This window comes from Amycolatopsis sp. NPDC031561, assembly GCF_055580625.1.
On sequence record NZ_JBVILA010000025.1, the window covers coordinates 64946 to 82460 of the forward strand.

Below are 17515 nucleotides of genomic sequence, written 5' to 3' on the forward strand. Positions count from 1 at the left end.
CGAGCCTGCTGGTTCAGTGGGTCCGGTGAACAACGCGACCGAAGTGGACACCGAACGCATCGTCTATGTCACCGAGGACGGCGAGCCGACCGGCGAAACCGCGCCCAAACTGTCCGCGCACCACGAGAACACCCGGCTGCACCTGGCGTTCTCCTGCTATTTGTTGCGCAGCAGCGACCAGGCCCTGCTGATCACCAGCCGCGCCGCGTCGAAGAAGGTGTGGCCGCGGGTATGGACCAACAGTGTCTGCGGGCACCCCGCACCGGGTGAACCGATCGAGGAGGCCGTCCGGCGCCGCGCCGCCTTCGAGCTCGGCCTGCCCCGGCTGGACGGGCTCCGGTGCGTCCTTCCGGCGTACCGCTACCGGACGCCGCCGTTCGAGGGCGTGGTCGAGAACGAGTTCTGCCCGGTCTTCGTGGCCTGGGTCGACGAAGATCCGGAACCGCATCCGGACGAAGTCGGCGACTGGCGGTGGCTGAGCTGGAGTGATTACGCACTGTTGCTGAATGATGATGTGACAGACGTGAGTTACTGGGCGAAGGATCAGTTTTCGCAGCTCAAAGACGTCGAGCCGTTTTCAGCCTTACAGAACGGCACTTCGGTGCGTGACAATGGTGCGAAACCGTCGTCCACTTGAGCGATATTCACTTCGGACCGTACCGATACCTCAAGAGCCGCCTCCTATACGACGAAAACCAATTCGTGGCGGAGGTGAACGTGGTAGCCGACGACGAGGCCGCGTTCCCACCGGGCGCGCCGAGTACCGATCTGCTCAGCCTCCACGAGTCGATCGCCGGGGTTCTCGCCACCCAGGGTGACTGGCGACGCGCCTACCACCACCTCAAATCCGCCTTCGACCTCGCCCGGGCCGGCAGCCTGCGGGACACGCTGACGTCCAGCTACAACCGCCGCTACCTCGACCAATGGCTGCACGGCCCGGCCGTCGAACACCGCGGCCCGCCGGGGATCGCGATCGCGTTGGTGGACCTCGACCTGTTCAAGGGCGTCAACGACACTTTCGGGCATCTGGTGGGCGATCGGGTGCTGCGCGAGGTGGCCGACCTGTTGCAGCAAGGACTCCCGCCCGAGGCGTTCTGCGCGCGCTACGGCGGCGAGGAGTTCGCGCTCGTCCTCCCGGACGTCGACGCCGCCCGCGCGGTGCGCATCGCCGACACCGCCCGTATCCGGGTGGCACGCCATCCGTGGCCGCGGATCCGGCCCGGCCTCTCGGTGACGATCAGTGTCGGGCTCGCGCACGAGATTCACGCGGAACCGGATCGCACGGTGGAACCCGAGCGGCAGTTGCGCCGCGCCGACGCTTTGTTGTATATGGCGAAACGGGCAGGCCGGAACAAAGTGGCCTATCACGATAAGGAATCGTCGCTGATGATTCCCCGTACGATGAACGCCGCGGAGTCCGCGGGCGCCTAGCCACTCACTCGGTTAACTGTCGCACTCTGCGTAACGGTTCCTCCCTTTTAACGCAGCTTTAACCAGGACCGCTCACCCGATCGCATGGACCGCTCGGCGCTTATCGGTACCTTGGGTGAAGAAAATTCCGGGATGGTTGTCGTCACGAACCTGAGGTGTCCGTACGATAACGAAAGAGCTTCGACGCCAGTTGTGAAAGGAGACCGAGTGCCCGACGAGCACCACAACCCGGGAACCGGTCGCCACAGTCACACCGACAGGAGTGCCGGTGAGCGCGGCCGCGGCGGTCGCCGCCGCTCGATGGACACCCACGGCGGGATCAGCGTTTCCGACGTCGTCGCACGTCATACGGGTGAACGCCCGGTCTTCGACCCCGCCGCCGAGGCGCCCGCTCCGCGCCGTCTCCGGCAGGACGAGCCGACGCCCGAGCCGCCGAGACCCCGTCCGCGCACGGCCAGGACGGAGGCGCCCGCGCCTCGTCGTCCCCGCTCTGCGGCCCCAGTCGCCCCTGTGGAGCCGACGCAGCCTGCGCCTCGCGCGGCCGATCCCGCACCCCCGCAGGCACAGACGCCGCCGCGGAACCCCCAGCCCGCCGAGGGCCCGCGCGCGCCTCGTGCCCGCCTCCCGCGCCGCTCCACGCAGGCCGCGCCCGGCCCGGAAGCGCCGACGCAGCGCCGTCCGCCGGTGGTGAACCCGGGCGCGCAGCAGCAGCCCGCGGCGCCGGCACCGCCGCGCCGTCCTCGCCGCCCTGTTCAGCGCCCGGTCCAGCCGCCGATGGCCCAGCCGCCGGTCCAGCAGGCGCCGTCCCTTTCACCCGGCGTCCCGCCGCGGTCCGAGATGGACCGGCTCACGATGACCGACGAGCTCGAAGCGATCGACGACGCGACGATCACCAAGCGCAAGATCGACCACACGCTCGCCCGGTTCTCCGCCGCGCACGACGAGCTCGAAGCCGAAGAGACCAAAAAGCGCGAGCGCCGCGAACGGCTCGCCTCGCGTCCTGCCGCGCTGCTGGAGCAGACCCGCACGGCCCTGCAGCGGGTGGTCACGACGACGGACGCCGAACCGGCCGAGAGCGCCGAGCAGTCGTCTCCGCAGACCCGCCTGCAGGAGAAGAAGGAACGCAAGACCAGGCAGGCGGCCAAGGCGGGCCGGATCTCGGCCGCCGTGATGGCCGCGCTCGTGTTCCTGTCCATCGGTTCGGCGTGGGGTGCCCAGACCTGGTTCGACGCGAAGTTCAACAACGTCGCCTCGCTCGACGAGGACTCGGCCGACATCCAGGACGCCGCGGGCCAGACCGGCGACGAGAACTTCCTGATGGTCGGTTCCGACTCCCGTGACGGCGCGTCCGCCGAAGACGGCGTCGGCGACACGGAGGGCACTCCGGGTGCCCGCTCGGACACGGTCATGATCGCGCACGTCCCCGCCGACCGGCAACGCGTCGTCATGGTGTCCTTCCCGCGCGACCTCGAGATCAGCCGTCCCGAATGCAAGCGCTGGGACCCGGCGACGTCGTCGTACTCGGACAAGGTCTCGCCCGCGCAGAAGATCACGAAGCTGAACACCGCCTACGCGGTCGGTGGCCCGCAGTGCGTCACGAAGGTCATCCAGCAGATCACCGGCATGAAGATGAACCACTTCGTCGGGATCGACTTCAACGGCTTCAAGTCCATGGTCGACGCCGTGCAGGGTGTCACCGTCTACAACGAGAAGCCCATCGACGACGACACCCTCGGCATGGTCATCCCGCAGGCAGGCGAGGTGCGGATCTCCGGTGACCAGGCGCTGAACTACGTCCGGGCGCGGCACGTCAAGGGCGACCCGACGTCGGACTACGGCCGGATCAAACGGCAGCAAGCCTTCCTCGGCGCGCTGCTGAAGACGGTGATGTCGAAGGACGTCATCCTGGACACCGGCAAGCTCAGCGGCTTCATCGACGCGTTCGCCAAGGCCACGTTCGGCGAGAACCTCGGCATCAACCAGATGATGACGCTGGCGAAGTCGATGAAGGGGATGGGATCGGAGAAGGTCAAGTTCCTCACCGTGCCCACCACCGAAGAGGCGAACAAGCGCGGCAACGAGGTGCTGTTGCAGAGCAAATCGAAGACGCTCTTCCAGGCGCTGATCAACAACACGCCGCTGGAAGAGAAGGCCCCGGCGCCCCCTGCGGGCGACACGGAGACCACTCCGACCGGCTCCGCCAAGACCAGCGGCTCCAAGAAGAGCGGCAGCTCAGGCTGAGGATCATTCGTTAGTCCGGGTTCACGTCAGGTTCACTCTGGGATGCGGCTTTTGGCCCCTGTTCCCCGTAGGGTTGGGCCATGCGTGAGGCTTACCATGTCGAACTCGAACAGCTCGCCGAGAACCTAGCGAGCATGTCGCTCCAGGTCGCCGACGCGATGGAACGGGCGACCCGGGCGTTGCTCGAGGTCGATCTCGGACTCGCCGAGCAGGTGATCAGCGACGACGCGAAGGTCGACGACGCGCGCGCCGAATGCGAGGAGCAGGCGTACGCGCTGCTGGCCCTGCAGGCACCCGTCGCGACCGACCTCCGGACCGTCCTCGCCGCGATCCACGCGGCGGAAAGCCTGGAGCGGATGGGCGATCTGGCGCTGCACGTGGCCAAGGCCGCGCGCCGCCGTCACCCGGACCCCGTCCTGCCCGACGCCGTGCGAGGCGACTTCGCCAAGATGGGCGAGGTGGCCGTCAAGCTGGCCAGGCAGGCCGAGCAGGTCATCAAGTCCAAGGACGTCGAGGCCGCCCGGACGATCGAGTCGGACGACGACGAGGTCGACGAGATCCACAAGCACCTGTTCACGGTCATCATGGACCGGGACTGGGACCACGGCGTCGCCGCGGCCGTGGACGTCACCCTGCTGGGCCGCTTCTACGAGCGCTTCGCCGACCACGCCGTCTCGGTCGCACGCCGGATGATCTTCGTGGTGACCGGCAAGATGCCCGGCTACGGGCCGGACGAGCTCTAGGAGCTGAAGGGGACTTTCCCCGCATAAGACGTACCGAAGGGGCCCTTCACCGCATGTCACGCGGTGAAGGGCCCCTTCCGCTTTCCACCAACGGAACCGGCAGGGTGACCGGCAGAGGTCTTGCCGGGCAGCGCGTCAGCGCGACGGCGAGACTTCACCGTCGCGCGCCCTCTTTTGGGCCGAAGGCCCACGTGAACGCGATGAAGGGGCGCCTCCGCACTCACCGTGAGGTTGGTGCGGAACGACGCCCCTTCGGCGCGTTCACGTCAGCGCGCGACTATCCGAACCTGCCCGAGATGTAGTCCTCGGTCGCCTTCTCGTCCGGGTTCGAGAAGATCTTCTCGGTGTCGTTCAGCTCCACCAGGCGACCCGGCTGGCCGACGCCCGCCAGGTTGAAGAACGCGGTCTGGTCCGAAACCCGCGCCGCCTGCTGCATGTTGTGCGTCACGATGACGATCGTGTACTCCTTCTTGAGCTCACCGATCAGGTCCTCGATGGCGAGGGTCGAGATCGGGTCGAGCGCGGAGCACGGTTCGTCCATCAGCAGCACGTCCGGCCGCACGGCGATCGCCCGCGCGATGCAGAGCCGCTGCTGCTGACCGCCGGAGAGGCCGCCGCCCGGCTTGTTCAGCCGGTCCTTGACCTCGTTCCACAGGTTCGCGCCGCGCAGCGCGCGCTCGGCGACCTCGTCGAGCTGCTTCTTGCCCTTGGTACCGCCCAGGCGCAGCCCTGCCACGACGTTGTCGCGGATGGACATCGTCGGGAACGGGTTGGGCCGCTGGAAGACCATGCCGATGGTGCGGCGGACCTGCACCGGGTCGACACCGTTGCCGTAGATGTCCTCGCCGTCGAGCAGCACCTCACCCTCGACGCGGGCGCCGGGGATGACCTCGTGCATGCGGTTCAGCGTGCGCAACACCGTCGACTTGCCGCAGCCCGACGGGCCGATGAACGCGGTGACGTTCCGCGGCGGCACCGAGAGGGTGACGCCGTCCACGGCGTGGAATTTGCCGTAGTAGATGTCCACGTCTTTGACGTCGATTCGTTTGGCCATCTCAAACAGCTCACTTCTTCTTCGGGGCGACAAGACGGGCAAAGAGCATGGCGAGGAGGTTCACGATCGCGATGATCAGCACCAGGGTGAGCGCGGCGCCCCAGATCCGGTCGAACGCGACGGTGCCCTCGTCGAACGGGTTGCTGACCCGTTCGTTGTTCATCAGAAGCGGCAAAGCGGCCTGCTCGCCACCGAAGATGTCCCAGTTCACGTAGGCGGAGTAGCCCACGAGGACCAGCAGCGGCGCGGTCTCGCCCATGACCCGGGCGAGCGCCATCATGATGCCGCCGATGATGCCGGACAGCGCGGTCGGCAGGACGATCTTCATGATCGTCTTCCACTTCGGCACGCCGAGCGCGTAGGAGGCCTCGCGCAGGTCGTCCGGGACGATCCGCAGCATCTCCTCCGAGGAGCGCACGACCACCGGGATCATCAGCAGCACCAGCGCCAGCGACACGGCGAAACCGCTGCGCGGGAGGCCGAACGTGGTGATCCACAGCGCGTAGATGAACAGCGCCGCGACGATCGAGGGGACACCGGAGAGAATGTCCACCATGAAGGTCGTGATCTTCGCGAGCTTGCCGCGGCCGTACTCGACCAGGTAGATCGAGACCAGCATGCCGATCGGGACCGCGATGACCGCGCAGACCAGGCCCTGCAGCACCGACCCGATGACGGCGTGCACCACGCCGCCGCCGACCTCGTCCGACAGCACCGAGCCGAAGTCCTCGGTCCACCAGTTGCTGTAGGGGATCCGCTTGACGCCGTTGATGACCACCGTGGCGAGCAGCCACACCAGCGGCACGACGGCGATCAGGAACGACAGCCAGATCAGGACCGTCGCGATGCCGTTCTTGGTCTTCCGCGCCAGGCTGACCTGCTGGAAGGCGGGAGTGGACGCGGGGGTCTTCTCGAGCGTGGTGGACATGCTCAGTCCCCCTTCTTGGCGATGATGGACCGCGCGGCGAAGTTGACGATGAACGTCAGCAGGAACAGCACCAGGCCCGCCGCGATGTACGCGCCCGCCGAGATCTCGTTGTTGAGCTCCGCGTAGTCCGCCGCGATCTTCGAGGCGAACGTGGCGCCGCCGTCGAAGAGGCTGAAGGTGAACTCGCGGCCCACCGCGCCGGTCAGGATGATCGCGAGCGCGATCGTCTCGCCGAGCGCGCGGCCGAGGCCGAGCATCGAAGCGCCGATGTAGCCGGCCTTGCCGAACGGCAGCACCGTGGTGCGGATGACCTCCCAGCGGGTGGCGCCCAGCGCCAGCGCGCCTTCGATGTGCGGGGTCGGGGTCCGCTCGAACACCTCACGCGACAGCGAGGTGATGATCGGCAGGATCATCACGGCGAGCACGATGCCCGCGGTGAAGATCGTGCCGCGCATGTCCGGCGAGACGTTGCCCGCCGCGAAGATCGGGATCCACGAGAAGGTGTCGTTGACCCACTGGGAGAAGGGTTCGATCGTCGGCGCGAAGACCATCAGGCCCCAGAGGCCGTAGATGATCGACGGGACGGCGGCGAGCAAGTCGATCACGTAGGCGAAGGGCTTTGCCAGCCGCTTCGGCGCGTACTGCGTGAGGAAGAGGGCGATCCCGAGCGAGATCGGCATCGCGATGATCAGCGCCAGCAACGCGCTGTAGACCGTGACCAGCAGCAGGCCCATGATGCCGAACTTCATGTCGTTCGGTTCGGTCTGCCAGGTCTGGCTGGTCAGGAAGTTGGCGTTGTCGGCCTGGAGCGCCGGGATGGCCTGCACCAGCAGGAACAGCCCGATCAGGCCGATCAGCGAGACGACGAAGACGCCGGCTCCGGTGGTCAGGAACTGGAAGATGCGGTCACCGGGCCGCACCGTCCGGGAATTGGGGCTCGCGAGTTGCACCGAGGACTTCTCGGGCGGTGACGCGGCAGGTTGCTCCGAAATCGGGTCCTCCGTGAAGGTCTCGCGGACGCCAGAACGCCCACCGGGGTCGCCGGTGGGCGTTCTGGGCGAAGACGAATCGCTCATCGACTACTTCTGTCCAGCCTGTCTTTACTGATCAATCGCCAGTGTGCAACAGGGTCAGGCGATGGCCTTGACGGCGGTCAGGACCTTGTCCTGCAGGCTCTGCGGGATCGGCACGTAGCCCTTGTCCGAGAGCGGCTTCTGACCGTCGGTGGCGGCGACGTTCAGGAACGCCTTGACGGCCTTGGCGACCTCGGCGTCGGCGTACTTGGAGCAGACGATCTCGTAGGTGGCGAGGATGACCGGGTAGGAACCCGCGACGTTGCTGGAGTAGATCGCGTTCAGGTCCAGCGAGAGGTCGTTGGAGCCTTCCTTCTTGAACTTCGCCGCGTCGAGGGCCTTGGCGACGTTCGCCGCGGTGAGCTCGACACCGCCGGAACCGCTGTCGATCAGGGCGGCGTTGACGCCGTCCTTCGCGAAGGCGGACTCGACGTAGGTGATGGCGCCGTCGGTGGCCTTGACCGCGCTGGCCACACCGTTGGACTTCTCGGCACCGTTACCGACGCCACCGTTGAACTTCTTGCCGTCGCCCTGGGTCCAAGCGCCCTTCGAGGCCGCCTTCAGGTACTTCTGGAAGTTGTCGGTGGTGCCCGACTCGTCGGTGCGGGAGATGACCTGGATCGGCTTGTCCGGCAGGTTGACGGACTCGTTGCCCTTGACCGCCTTGATGGCCGGGTCGTTCCACTTGGTGATGCCGCCGTTGAAGATCTTGGCGGTGACCTCGGGGGTCAGGGTCAGCTTGTCGACGCCGGAGACCTTGTACGCGACGGCGACCGGGCCGATGACGAGCGGGAGGTTCCACGCGTCCGAGGCGCAACGGGCCTTGGCCTTCTCGGCTTCCTCGCCGTCCTTGAGGGGCGAGTCCGAACCGGCGAAGTCGACCTGGTTCGCGTTGAACTGCTTGATGCCCGCGCCGGAGCCGCTGGGGTTGTAGTTCACCTTCTGACCGGCGCACTTGGCGGCGTACTGCTGCACGAAGATGTCGATCGCGGTCTTCTGCGCGGACGAGCCCTCGGCCGAAAGCGGGTTCTTGCCGCCGCATTCGACGCCGGCCGTCCCGCTGGGCGCGGACGCGGCGCCCGAGCCCTCGGTCTTCGTCGCCGCCGGGTCGGATCCACAGGCGCCGAGCACGAGGGCGGCGCTAGCCACGATGCCGATCGCGCCCGCGGGCCGCATGATCTTCACTGCATTTCCTCCACTGGGAGACATTCGCCGGATCGGTGGAACGGGAACGTTCCTGCCGGATCCGGACACTAAGCACTGACAGTGGACAGGTGGCCGTCAAAGGGTGAACGACAAGTGAACAAGGCCATCGATGTGAGCAGCGTGACTAGTCCGAACGGGGTCCGTGTCCCCGCCGTGACCTGCGCGTCTGCTCTCCGTGACCGGTCAAGTGCCGCAAGTGTGAACGCGGTTACCGAGCGTATTGGACGTCGACCTCGTATCGGGTGAAGCCGAGCTTCGAATACACCGCGAGCGCGGGGGCGTTGTCGCCCTCGACGTACAAGATCACCTGGCCCAGTCCGCGGTCGCGGAGATACCGCAGTCCGGCGAGCGTGAGGGCCTTCCCGAGGCCGCCGCCCTGCGCGTCCGGATCGATGCCGACGACGTAGACCTCGCCCGCGGGCTCGCCGCCGAACCGGCCGGGGACCGCCTCGTGGACCTTCGTCCAGTGGAAGCCGACGACCTCGCCGTTCTCCTCCGCGAGGAAGAAGCCTTCGGGGTCGAACCAGGCTTCCTTCTCGGTCGCGCGGACCTCGTCGGCGGTCAGGGCGCCCTGCTCGGGGTGCCAGTCGAAGGCGCGCGCGTTGACGCGGACCATCGCTTCTTCGTCCTGACCGGGGACGAACGTGCGCAGCGTGACGCCTTCGCGGGTCGCGGGCTCCGGCCAGTCGGCGGCTTCCGCGTCGGCGTGCAGGATCAGCAGTTCGCGAGCGCGCTCGAAGCCCTCGGTCCCGGCAAGGTGGACGGCGCCGGGGTGATCGCCGTGCGCCCAGACGCGCAGCGGCTTCCCGTCGGCTCGTTCGACGAGAGCCCGGACGAGCGCTCTGCCGTGACCGGCGCGGCGATGCGCGGGGTGGACGAACAGCTCGGCGACCTGATTGCCGTGCGAGTCGCCTTCGGTGTCCAGGTGCGCGTACGCGACCAACTCGCCGCCCGAGTGACCCAGAAGGTGCTGGCCACCGGCGAAACCGGTGTCCTCGGGACGACCGTCCGCCTCGCGCACGGCGAGGAGGAAGTCATGGATCTCTTCCGTTTCCGGTTCACCGGTCCACGTCGGATCAAGCATGAAATCGACCCTACCCGGGAACCCCGTACCCGCCTGGACGTCTTGTCAGGCAGGAGAGGAAGGGATTCAGTGCGCGGAAAGCTCGCTCGGCTCGTAGACGCTCGCGTCCGGGGCGATGGCCTGCTGCTGCTTGGCGGCGGACCCCTTGGAGGGGCGCTCGAACTTGTAGCCGACGTTGCGCACGGTCCCGATCATCTGCTCGTGCTCCGGCCCGAGCTTCGCGCGCAGGCGCCGCACGTGGACGTCGACCGTGCGCGTGCCACCGAAGAAGTCGTAACCCCAGACCTCCTGCAGCAGCTGGGCGCGGGTGAACACCCGGCCGGCGTGCTGCGCGAGGTACTTGAGGAGCTCGAACTCCTTGTACGTGAGTTCCAGAGTGCGCTTGCGGAGCTTCGCGGTGTAGGTCGCTTCGTCGATGACCAGTTCACCGACCCGGAGCTCGGCGTCGACCTGGGACGCGGCGCCGTCGCGGGTGGTGACCAGCCGCAGCCGGGCGTCGACCTCGGCGGGGCCGGCCGTCGGGAGCAGGATGTCGTCGGTGCGCCATTCCGCGCTGACCGCGACCAGCCCGCCCTCGCCGACGACGGCGACGATCGGCGTGGAGGCCTCGTCCTCACCGGCGCCCTTGAGCAGACGGCAGAGGCTCTTCGCGGAGGCGAGATCGCTGCGTGCGTCGAGGACGATGACGTCGCGGTGGCCGGCGTCGAGCAGCGCGGTCACTTCCGGAGGACGGACGCGTACGGTGTGGGGCAGCAGATCCAGGGCGGGAAGCACCGCGGTCGCGTCGGGTTCCGCAGTCAACACCAGAAGGTCCAGGCTCATCGCCGCACCGCCCTCACTTGTAGTCGCCTCGAACGTGGCTACAGCCGGTGCTTAGTGAGAATAGCGGGTGAACAGCCGAGGACCTACCCCGTGCTGGATCGATCACACCTGGCCAAAGAGGTTTACGAAGGAGATTTGACGCGATGGTGAGCAGGCCCGTGGCGCACGACGGACGACCGTCCCCCGGCCGGTCCGCCAAGCGACCGAAGCGGCGTGGCCGGGGCTGGCTCATCGCCCTCGCCGTGCTGGTGGTCCTGCTGGTCGGAGCCGATTTCGGGGCGGCGGCGTTCGCCGAGCACACGATCTCCCAGAAGGCCCGCGAACAGCTTGGCCTGAAGAACGATCCGGCGGTCACCGTGCACGGTTTCCCGTTCCTCACGCAGGCCCTTTCCGGTGACTACAGTCACATCACCATCAACGCCCAGGGCGTGGCCGTTCCGCCGAAGTTGAGCGATGTGGACTTCAACGCCGACATGAGCGACGTCACGGCGCCGCTTTCGGATCTGATCAACGGCAACACGAAGGCGATCTCCATCGCGACGCTCAAGGGCGAGGTGACCATCAAGGCCGCCGACATCGCGAAGCAGGCTCCGCTCGACAAGATCCAGAACCTGAAGATCGAACCGGTCACCGAGGACTACGTCCGCAACGGCGAAAGCGGCCAGGGCGAGACGACGCCGCCCACCACCAACGCGCAGGGCGAACCGATCGACAGCTCCAGCGCGGGCATCCGGCTGTCCGGCAACGTGCAGATCGCCGGTCAGAAGGTGGAGATCTTCTGCTTCGCGATGATCGAACTGAAGGGCCAGAAGATCAGCATCGAGCCGAAGCGCCTGCAGTTCGGGAATGACAAGGAGACCACCGTCGTTCCCCAAGCGGTGCAGGACGCGCTGCTGCCGAACTTCAACGCGACCATCGACACCGGCGCCATGCCGTTTTCGGTGACCCCGACGTCGGTGCGCGTGAGCAGCGGTTCGGTGACCATCAAGGGCGAAGGCAAGAACGTCGCCTTCAGTGGAGCGAAACCACAAGGTTGATCCGACGCAGGGGTGAGCTGATTTGACCGGAGTGTGGGTGCTGCTGGGCGTTCTGGTGCTCGGCGGGGTGGCGGGCGCGCTGCTCCAGGCTCGGAACGGCCGCGTACGAGCGGCCAAGTCCAGCGCGTCCACACTGCCGGAGCGCGTCTCCGCCGCCCTCGCGCCCGAGGGCGTCACCTTGATCCAGATCTCCACCACGTTCTGCGCGCCTTGCCGCCACACCCGCGTGATCCTGGCCGCGCTCGCGGAGAAGACCGACGGCCTCACCCACGTCGATCTGGATGTCACCGAGACCCCGGAAGTCGCCCAGGCACTTTCCATATTGCGCACTCCGACGACGCTGGCCTTGACGCCGGACGGCCGCGAGGTTTTCCGCGTCGGCGGCGTTCCCCGAGGTCAAGACCTTCTCGAGGCCTTGAAACCCCACCTGGCGAACGCCTGATCCCGAATTTTGGGAAGCGTCCCAAGGTGTGAACACGGTTCCCAACCTGAGGGAGCTCTGCGTACCCTCGTGCCCGTGAACAGGCTGCCCCGAACCTTGCTGACCCAGCGCCGCGCAGTGGATCTGTGCCGCGTTCGCAGCAGCCTGTGTCCGGCCTGCTGATCGCGCTTTCGAAGCCGCTGCCCCGTGCCCGTCCGGCACGGATCTCTTTTCCCTCTCGTTCGCAGGAGGATCCATGTCCGCAGGACCGGCCGTCGACCCCCGTGGTCCGCGTTTCGCCGCCATCCTGACGACGATCGTGCTCGCGGTCGTGCTCATCACCCAGTGGTGGCCACTGCTCGCGGCGCAGGCGGTGGTGTTCGCGATCGGTGCCTTCATCGGCCTGAAGCCGGCGCCGTACTCCCTGGTCTACCGCTACCTCGTCGCGCCGCGCCTCGGCCCCACGACCGAACGCGAGGACGCCGCCCCGCTGCGGTTCGCGCAGGCCGTCGGTTTCGTGTTCGCCGTCGTCGGCACCGTCGGCTTCGCCGCCGATCTGACCGCGCTCGGGCTCGTCGCGACGGCGTTCGCGCTGTTCGCGGCCTTCCTCAACGCGGCGTTCAACTTCTGTCTCGGGTGCGAGATGTACCTGCTCATCAAGCGTTTCAGTCCCAGCCCTCGCGCGTCCTAACCCAGAAAGAGAGTCAGCTCCATGAGCCGTGAAGACGTCCTGGTCACCACCCAGTGGGCCGAGGAGAACCTGGACACCCCGGGTGTCGTGTTCATCGAGGTCGACGAGGACACGACCGCGTACGACAACGGACACATCCGCGGTGCGGTGAAGTTCGACTGGCGCAAGGACCTGCAGGACGGGGTCCGCCGCGACTTCGTCGACAAGGAGGGCTTCGAGAAGCTGCTGTCGGAGAAGGGCGTCTCGAACGACGACCGCGTGGTTCTCTACGGCGGCAACAACAACTGGTTCGCCGCGTACGCGTACTGGTACTTCAAGCTCTACGGCCACGAGAACGTGCAGCTGCTCGACGGCGGCCGCAAGAAGTGGGAACTCGACGGCCGCGAGCTGAACTCGGACGAGGTCAAGCGCGACGCCACCGCGTACAAGGCCAAGGAGCAGGACCTCTCGATCCGCGCGTTCCGCGACGAGGTCGTCCAGGCGATCGGCACCAGCAACTTCGTCGACGTGCGTTCGCCCGACGAGTTCTCCGGCAAGCTGCTCGCCCCGGCGCACCTGCCGCAGGAGCAGTCCCAGGTCCCGGGCCACATCCCCGGCGCGCTGAACGTCCCGTGGGCGAAGGTCGCCAACGAGGACGGCACCTTCAAGACCGAGGGCGAGATCAAGGAGCTGTACTCCGACGAGGGCCTCGACGAAGCGAAGTCCACGATCGCGTACTGCCGGATCGGTGAGCGCTCCTCCATCGCGTGGTTCGCGCTGCACGAGCTCCTCGGCTACGACGCCGTGAAGAACTACGACGGTTCATGGACGGAATACGGCTCGCTCGTCGGCGTGCCGGTCGAGTTGGGAGCCAAGTGATGGCGACAGGCAACGACACTGACAGCTGCGGCGCACCGGTCCAGGAGGCCACGCCCGCCGATTACGACACCCGCGGCCAGGTGGTGCTGGCGGGCAAGGTCACCGGCGCCGAAGGCCCGGTCGGCGGCGCCTTCGTGCGGTTGCTGGACGGCGGCGGCGACTTCACCGGCGAGGTCGTCTCGTCGGCTGACGGCGACTTCCGCTTCTACGCGGCCCCCGGCGACTGGACGGTGCGCGCGCTGCACCGCTCCGGCAACGGTGAAGCTTCGGTCACCGCTCAGGGACCCGGCGTGCACCAGCTGGCGATCTCGGTCGCCTGACGTTTCGCGCGTGAAGGCCCCCTTCCCTCGGCTCAGCCGCGGGAAGGGGGCCTTCACGCGCATGGGGCACCTGTGGGCACGGCCACGCACCCTGCGGAAGGCCGTCCGGGCAGGTAGCGACTAAAGTGCGTGGCGTGGAGATCCTGTTTACGACCCTGCTGGTGCTCGCCGGCGTCGCGATCACCTGGTTCGCCGTGTACGTCGTCTACCGGCTTTACGCGGACCAGCGCTGACCCATGACGGCTAGTGGCGACGAGGCCATCCAGGCCGCGGAGAAGCGCGCGGAAGAAACGCGCGAACGCAACCTCCCCCAGTTCGACGACATGCCCGTCCCGGGCGACACGGCGAACCTGCGCGAGGGCCCGAACCTCAATGACGCCTGCCTGGCGCTCTTGCCGCTCGTCGGCGTCTGGCGCGGCGAAGGCGAGGTCGACTACCCGACCATCGAAGGCCCGCGCCGGTTCGGCATGCAGCTGACCATCGCGCACGACGGCCGTCCCTTCCTCACACACGAGGCCCGCGCCTGGCTGCTCGACGAAGACGGCAACGTCATCCGTCCCGCCGCGCGGGAATCCGGGTTCTGGCGCCCGCAGGCCGACGACACGATCGAACTGCTGCTGACCCACAACACCGGCATCGTGGAAATCTTCTACGGCAAGCCGCGGGGCAAGGCCTCGGTCCCGGCCTGGGAGCTGGGCACCGACGCCGTCGTCCGCACCTCGACGGCCAAGGACGTCACGGCCTCTTCGCGGCTCTACGGCATCGTCAACGGCGAACTCGGCTACGTCGAGGAGCGCGCCATGATGGGCCAGGAACTGCAGCCGCACACGTCGGCGCTGCTGCGTCGCGTGGTGGGCTGACCGTCTCCCGTGCGGTGGCGTGCCTACGGCGAGCACGCCGCCCTGCTCGACTGCGATTCACCGACCCAGACGATCGCGGCGCACGCCACGGTCTCGGCCGCGCGCCCGTCCGGGATCACCGAACTCGTCCCCGGCGCCCGCAGTCTGCTGGTGGTGGAAATCCCCGGCTCGGGCGCCCTCGCGGCCGTCCGTGAACTCCTGGCGGACGTTGATCTCGAACATCCGCCCGCTGGCGAACCTCGCGAGATCACCCTCGACGTCACCTACGACGGCGAAGACCTCGAACTCGTCGCGCGGGACGCGGGAGTGTCCATTGAGGACGTCGTGCGGCTGCACACCGACGCCGTCTACACCGTGGCGTTCACCGGGTTCGCGCCCGGTTTCGGTTACCTGACAGGACTTCCCGAGCCACTCCGGCAGCCGCGGTTGTCGACTCCCCGCACTCGCGTGCCGCCCGGTTCGGTCGGGATCGCGGGCGAGTTCACCGGGGTCTACCCCCGGGTCTCACCGGGTGGCTGGCGGCTGATCGGCCACACCCGCGCCGTCCTGTTCGATCCGCGCGCAGAGCCACCCGCGTTGCTGGCGCCCGGCGACCGCGTGCGGTTCCGGAGTGCAGGATGAGGGCCCTCGAAGTGGTCCGGCCGGGCCCGCTGGCGCTGGTCCAGGACCTGGGCAGACCCGGCTACGCGCATCTCGGCGTTCCGCCGTCCGGCGCGCTGGACGTCCCGGCGCTGAAACTCGCCAACCGGCTCGTCGGCAACGACGAAGCCGCGGCGGGTGTCGAGTGCCTGTTCGGCGGGCTGCAACTGCGCGCGACGGCGTCCTGCACGATCGCGGTGACCGGCGTGGCCGTCCCCGTCGAGGTCGACGGTCGCCCCGTCGGCTCGCACGCGCCGGTGTGGCTGGCCGAGGGCCAGGTCGTGGCGATCGGCACGCCCGCCACCGGCCTGCGGTGCTACCTGGCGGTCTCCGGCGGGATCGCGGTCGACCCCGAACTCGGCAGCCGTTCGCGGGACGTCCTCTCGGAGATCGGGCCCGCTCCGCTGAAGACGGGCGACGTGCTCCCGCTCGGCACGCCGTCCTTGCCCGGCGGCGCCGACGTCGTACTGCCCACGATCGCTCCGGCGGAGCTGGTCGTGCCCGTCGAGCCGGGGCCGCGGGCGCACTGGTTCGAGGACCTGGCGGCCGGGCTCGCGAAGACCTGGACGGTGACGGCGGAATCCAACCGCGTCGGCCTCCGGCTCGACGGGCCCGCCCTGACTCGCGGGGACGAATACGCGGAGAAGGAACTGCCGAGCGAGGGCCTGTTGACCGGTGCCGTGCAGGTGCCGCCGAACGGGCTGCCGGTCGTGTTCTTGGCGGATCATCCAACTACCGGTGGTTATCCGGTGGCGGCCGTGGTGAGACAGGCGTCACTCCCGGCCCTCGCGCAGGCCCGTCCCGGAACCCTTCTCCGCTTTCACTCGTCCACGAAGGTGTGGAACAGGTAAAGGTCGACGGTGGCACAGGTGTCATCGACACAACTTCGGTCCCCACCCAGCCCGAACTCCCGCAGTCGCTGCGGATCGCGCTGGCGACCGGTCAGATGCGGCGTCCGCTCGGCGATACGCTCCGCCCGCTTCTCGATCTCTTCGCCGACGGCGAGTACCAGGTCACCGGCCCCGAAAAACTGGCCGAGGACCGTTATCTGACCCCGAGCGCCGACTGGCCGCCCGCCGACGTCTCGCGGGTCGGCTACTACCGGACGGCGATCAAGAGCGGGCACCGGCCGGTCGCGGTCGTCCTGGAGACCATCGACGCGGCGGTGATCCTCGACGGGCACCACAAGATCGCGGCCTACCGCGAGGAAGCGATCCTGCCGCACCTTCTGATCATCAGCCCGCTCAGCTGATCGCGTATTCGCTCTCGTACGCGGCGGCCAGCTCGGCGTGGATCGCGCTGGAGTCGCTCAGCGCGGCGCCGTCGAGAGTGTGCACCCTGGTCAGCTTGCGGACCGACGAGGCGAGGAACAGGCCCTCGCCCTCGCTGAGATCCTTGACCTGGAGCGGCTCGACCTTGATCGACCAGCCCGCCCGCTCGGCACCCCGGAACAGCGCCGCCTGCGTCGTCCCCGGCAGGATGCCGATGCTCGCCGGCGGCGTGTAGAGCGTCTTGTCCTTCGCGAGGACGACCGTCGAAGTCGGCCCTTCGAAGACCGAACCGTTGGCGGCGGTGAAAATCACATCGCTCGCGCCGCGGCGTGCGGCCTCCCGCAGCGCGGCCATGTTGACGCCGTACGAAATCGACTTCGCGCCCAGCAACAGCCACGGCGCGCGCTCGGCGAGCTCGGGCTCGATACCGCGCTCGAGGGTGATCGCCGCGACACCTTCGACGCGGGCGCGCTGGACCTTCTCGTCGATCTCCACGCCGAGCGCGAACCCGAACGGCTTCGCCTCCGGATCGCCGTCGATTCCCCTGGTGTACACCAGTTTCAGGGCGATCTCGGCCGGGCCGGACCAGTTGTCGATGACCGTCTGCGCGGCGCGTTCCCAGGCCGCGAGGTCCGGCTCCGGCAGGTCGAGCATGGCCGCGGAACGGGCCAGCCGATCGAGGTGCGGACGGAGCTCACGAGGGCGGCCGTCGACGACGAGGATCGTCTCGAACACGCCGTCACCGCGAAGCAGTCCGAGATCGTCGACCCGCAGGTGGGCGGCTTCGGGGTCGGCCAGGGTCCCGTCGAGAAAGGCAAGCACGCGCATACGGACAC

Annotated in this window: 20 protein-coding genes; 13 read left to right on the plus strand and 7 right to left on the minus strand. The window is 68.0% G+C overall.

The window, feature by feature from the left end; translation table 11 throughout:
- Positions 1–25: 25 nt before the first annotated feature.
- The 4 genes from idi to phoU all read left to right on the plus strand — a co-directional run bounded on the left by idi (position 26) and on the right by phoU (position 4415).
- On the plus strand, positions 26–637 hold the full coding sequence (gene idi / locus ACZ5IK_RS35725; protein ID WP_101613589.1) for an isopentenyl-diphosphate Delta-isomerase: 612 nt from the start codon (positions 26–28) through the stop codon (positions 635–637).
- A gap of 65 nt (positions 638–702) precedes the next feature.
- The gene (locus tag ACZ5IK_RS35730; protein WP_465491702.1) at positions 703–1431 is read left to right on the plus strand and encodes a GGDEF domain-containing protein; all 729 of its coding nucleotides are present in this window, start codon (positions 703–705) and stop codon (positions 1429–1431) included.
- A gap of 837 nt (positions 1432–2268) precedes the next feature.
- Complete coding sequence (locus ACZ5IK_RS35735) at positions 2269–3672, plus strand: LCP family protein (protein ID WP_465491760.1); 1404 nt, start codon at positions 2269–2271, stop codon at positions 3670–3672.
- Between the two features lie 80 nt (positions 3673–3752).
- Positions 3753–4415 carry a phosphate signaling complex protein PhoU gene (gene phoU, locus ACZ5IK_RS35740; RefSeq protein WP_101611248.1) on the plus strand — a complete coding sequence of 221 codons (663 nt, stop codon included), beginning with the start codon at positions 3753–3755 and terminating at the stop codon, positions 4413–4415.
- A 277-nt stretch (positions 4416–4692) separates the two neighbouring features.
- On the opposite strand, the gene pstB is transcribed toward phoU, so the two are convergent.
- The 6 genes from pstB to ACZ5IK_RS35770 all read right to left on the minus strand — a co-directional run bounded on the left by pstB (position 4693) and on the right by ACZ5IK_RS35770 (position 10582).
- Positions 4693–5469, minus strand: coding sequence for a phosphate ABC transporter ATP-binding protein PstB (gene pstB / locus ACZ5IK_RS35745; protein ID WP_101611249.1), 777 nt, complete (start codon positions 5467–5469; stop codon positions 4693–4695).
- A 10-nt stretch (positions 5470–5479) separates the two neighbouring features.
- Positions 5480–6397, minus strand: coding sequence for a phosphate ABC transporter permease PstA (gene pstA / locus ACZ5IK_RS35750; protein WP_465491703.1), 918 nt, complete (start codon positions 6395–6397; stop codon positions 5480–5482).
- A 2-nt stretch (positions 6398–6399) separates the two neighbouring features.
- On the minus strand, positions 6400–7317 hold the full coding sequence (gene pstC, locus ACZ5IK_RS35755) for a phosphate ABC transporter permease subunit PstC (RefSeq protein WP_465491761.1): 918 nt from the start codon (positions 7315–7317) through the stop codon (positions 6400–6402).
- A 210-nt stretch (positions 7318–7527) separates the two neighbouring features.
- Positions 7528–8655 (minus strand): phosphate ABC transporter substrate-binding protein PstS, encoded by a 1128-nt coding sequence (gene pstS, locus ACZ5IK_RS35760; RefSeq protein WP_465491704.1) that lies wholly within the window; start codon positions 8653–8655, stop codon positions 7528–7530.
- Between the two features lie 229 nt (positions 8656–8884).
- Positions 8885–9760 carry a mycothiol synthase gene (gene mshD, locus ACZ5IK_RS35765; protein ID WP_465491705.1) on the minus strand — a complete coding sequence of 292 codons (876 nt, stop codon included), beginning with the start codon at positions 9758–9760 and terminating at the stop codon, positions 8885–8887.
- A 66-nt stretch (positions 9761–9826) separates the two neighbouring features.
- Positions 9827–10582: a winged helix-turn-helix transcriptional regulator gene (locus ACZ5IK_RS35770; RefSeq protein ID WP_410604851.1), complete on the minus strand. Its 756-nt coding sequence runs from the start codon at positions 10580–10582 to the stop codon at positions 9827–9829.
- Between the two features lie 143 nt (positions 10583–10725).
- On the opposite strand from ACZ5IK_RS35770, the gene ACZ5IK_RS35775 reads away from it, so the two are divergent.
- The 9 genes from ACZ5IK_RS35775 (at position 10726) to ACZ5IK_RS35815 (ending at position 16660) form a co-directional block, all read left to right on the plus strand.
- Positions 10726–11619 carry an LmeA family phospholipid-binding protein gene (locus ACZ5IK_RS35775; RefSeq protein ID WP_465491706.1) on the plus strand — a complete coding sequence of 298 codons (894 nt, stop codon included), beginning with the start codon at positions 10726–10728 and terminating at the stop codon, positions 11617–11619.
- Positions 11620–11641: 22 nt separating this feature from the next.
- Positions 11642–12061, plus strand: coding sequence for a TlpA family protein disulfide reductase (locus tag ACZ5IK_RS35780; protein ID WP_465491707.1), 420 nt, complete (start codon positions 11642–11644; stop codon positions 12059–12061).
- 235 nt (positions 12062–12296) lie between these two features.
- Complete coding sequence (locus ACZ5IK_RS35785; protein WP_101611256.1) at positions 12297–12731, plus strand: DUF4395 domain-containing protein; 435 nt, start codon at positions 12297–12299, stop codon at positions 12729–12731.
- A 21-nt stretch (positions 12732–12752) separates the two neighbouring features.
- Positions 12753–13589 (plus strand): sulfurtransferase, encoded by an 837-nt coding sequence (locus ACZ5IK_RS35790; protein WP_465491708.1) that lies wholly within the window; start codon positions 12753–12755, stop codon positions 13587–13589.
- Positions 13589–13909, plus strand: coding sequence for a DUF1416 domain-containing protein (locus ACZ5IK_RS35795; RefSeq protein WP_465491709.1), 321 nt, complete (start codon positions 13589–13591; stop codon positions 13907–13909). Before ACZ5IK_RS35790 ends, ACZ5IK_RS35795 begins: the two co-directional genes overlap by 1 nt.
- A gap of 236 nt (positions 13910–14145) precedes the next feature.
- Entirely contained in the window at positions 14146–14769 is a 624-nt protein-coding gene (locus tag ACZ5IK_RS35800) for a heme-binding beta-barrel domain-containing protein (RefSeq protein WP_465491710.1), read from the plus strand.
- A 9-nt stretch (positions 14770–14778) separates the two neighbouring features.
- A complete protein-coding gene (gene pxpB / locus ACZ5IK_RS35805) occupies positions 14779–15390 on the plus strand; it encodes a 5-oxoprolinase subunit PxpB (RefSeq protein WP_465491711.1) in 612 nt (203 codons plus the stop codon).
- Positions 15387–16259: a 5-oxoprolinase subunit C family protein gene (locus tag ACZ5IK_RS35810; RefSeq protein ID WP_465491712.1), complete on the plus strand. Its 873-nt coding sequence runs from the start codon at positions 15387–15389 to the stop codon at positions 16257–16259. Before pxpB ends, ACZ5IK_RS35810 begins: the two co-directional genes overlap by 4 nt.
- A complete protein-coding gene (locus ACZ5IK_RS35815; protein ID WP_465491713.1) occupies positions 16247–16660 on the plus strand; it encodes a hypothetical protein in 414 nt (137 codons plus the stop codon). The genes ACZ5IK_RS35810 and ACZ5IK_RS35815 overlap by 13 nt, the downstream gene beginning before the upstream one ends.
- Here ACZ5IK_RS35815 and ACZ5IK_RS35820 read toward each other — a convergent pair.
- Positions 16653–17507 (minus strand): aminodeoxychorismate lyase, encoded by an 855-nt coding sequence (locus ACZ5IK_RS35820; protein WP_465491714.1) that lies wholly within the window; start codon positions 17505–17507, stop codon positions 16653–16655. The genes ACZ5IK_RS35815 and ACZ5IK_RS35820 overlap by 8 nt on opposite strands.
- Positions 17508–17515 lie beyond the last annotated feature (8 nt).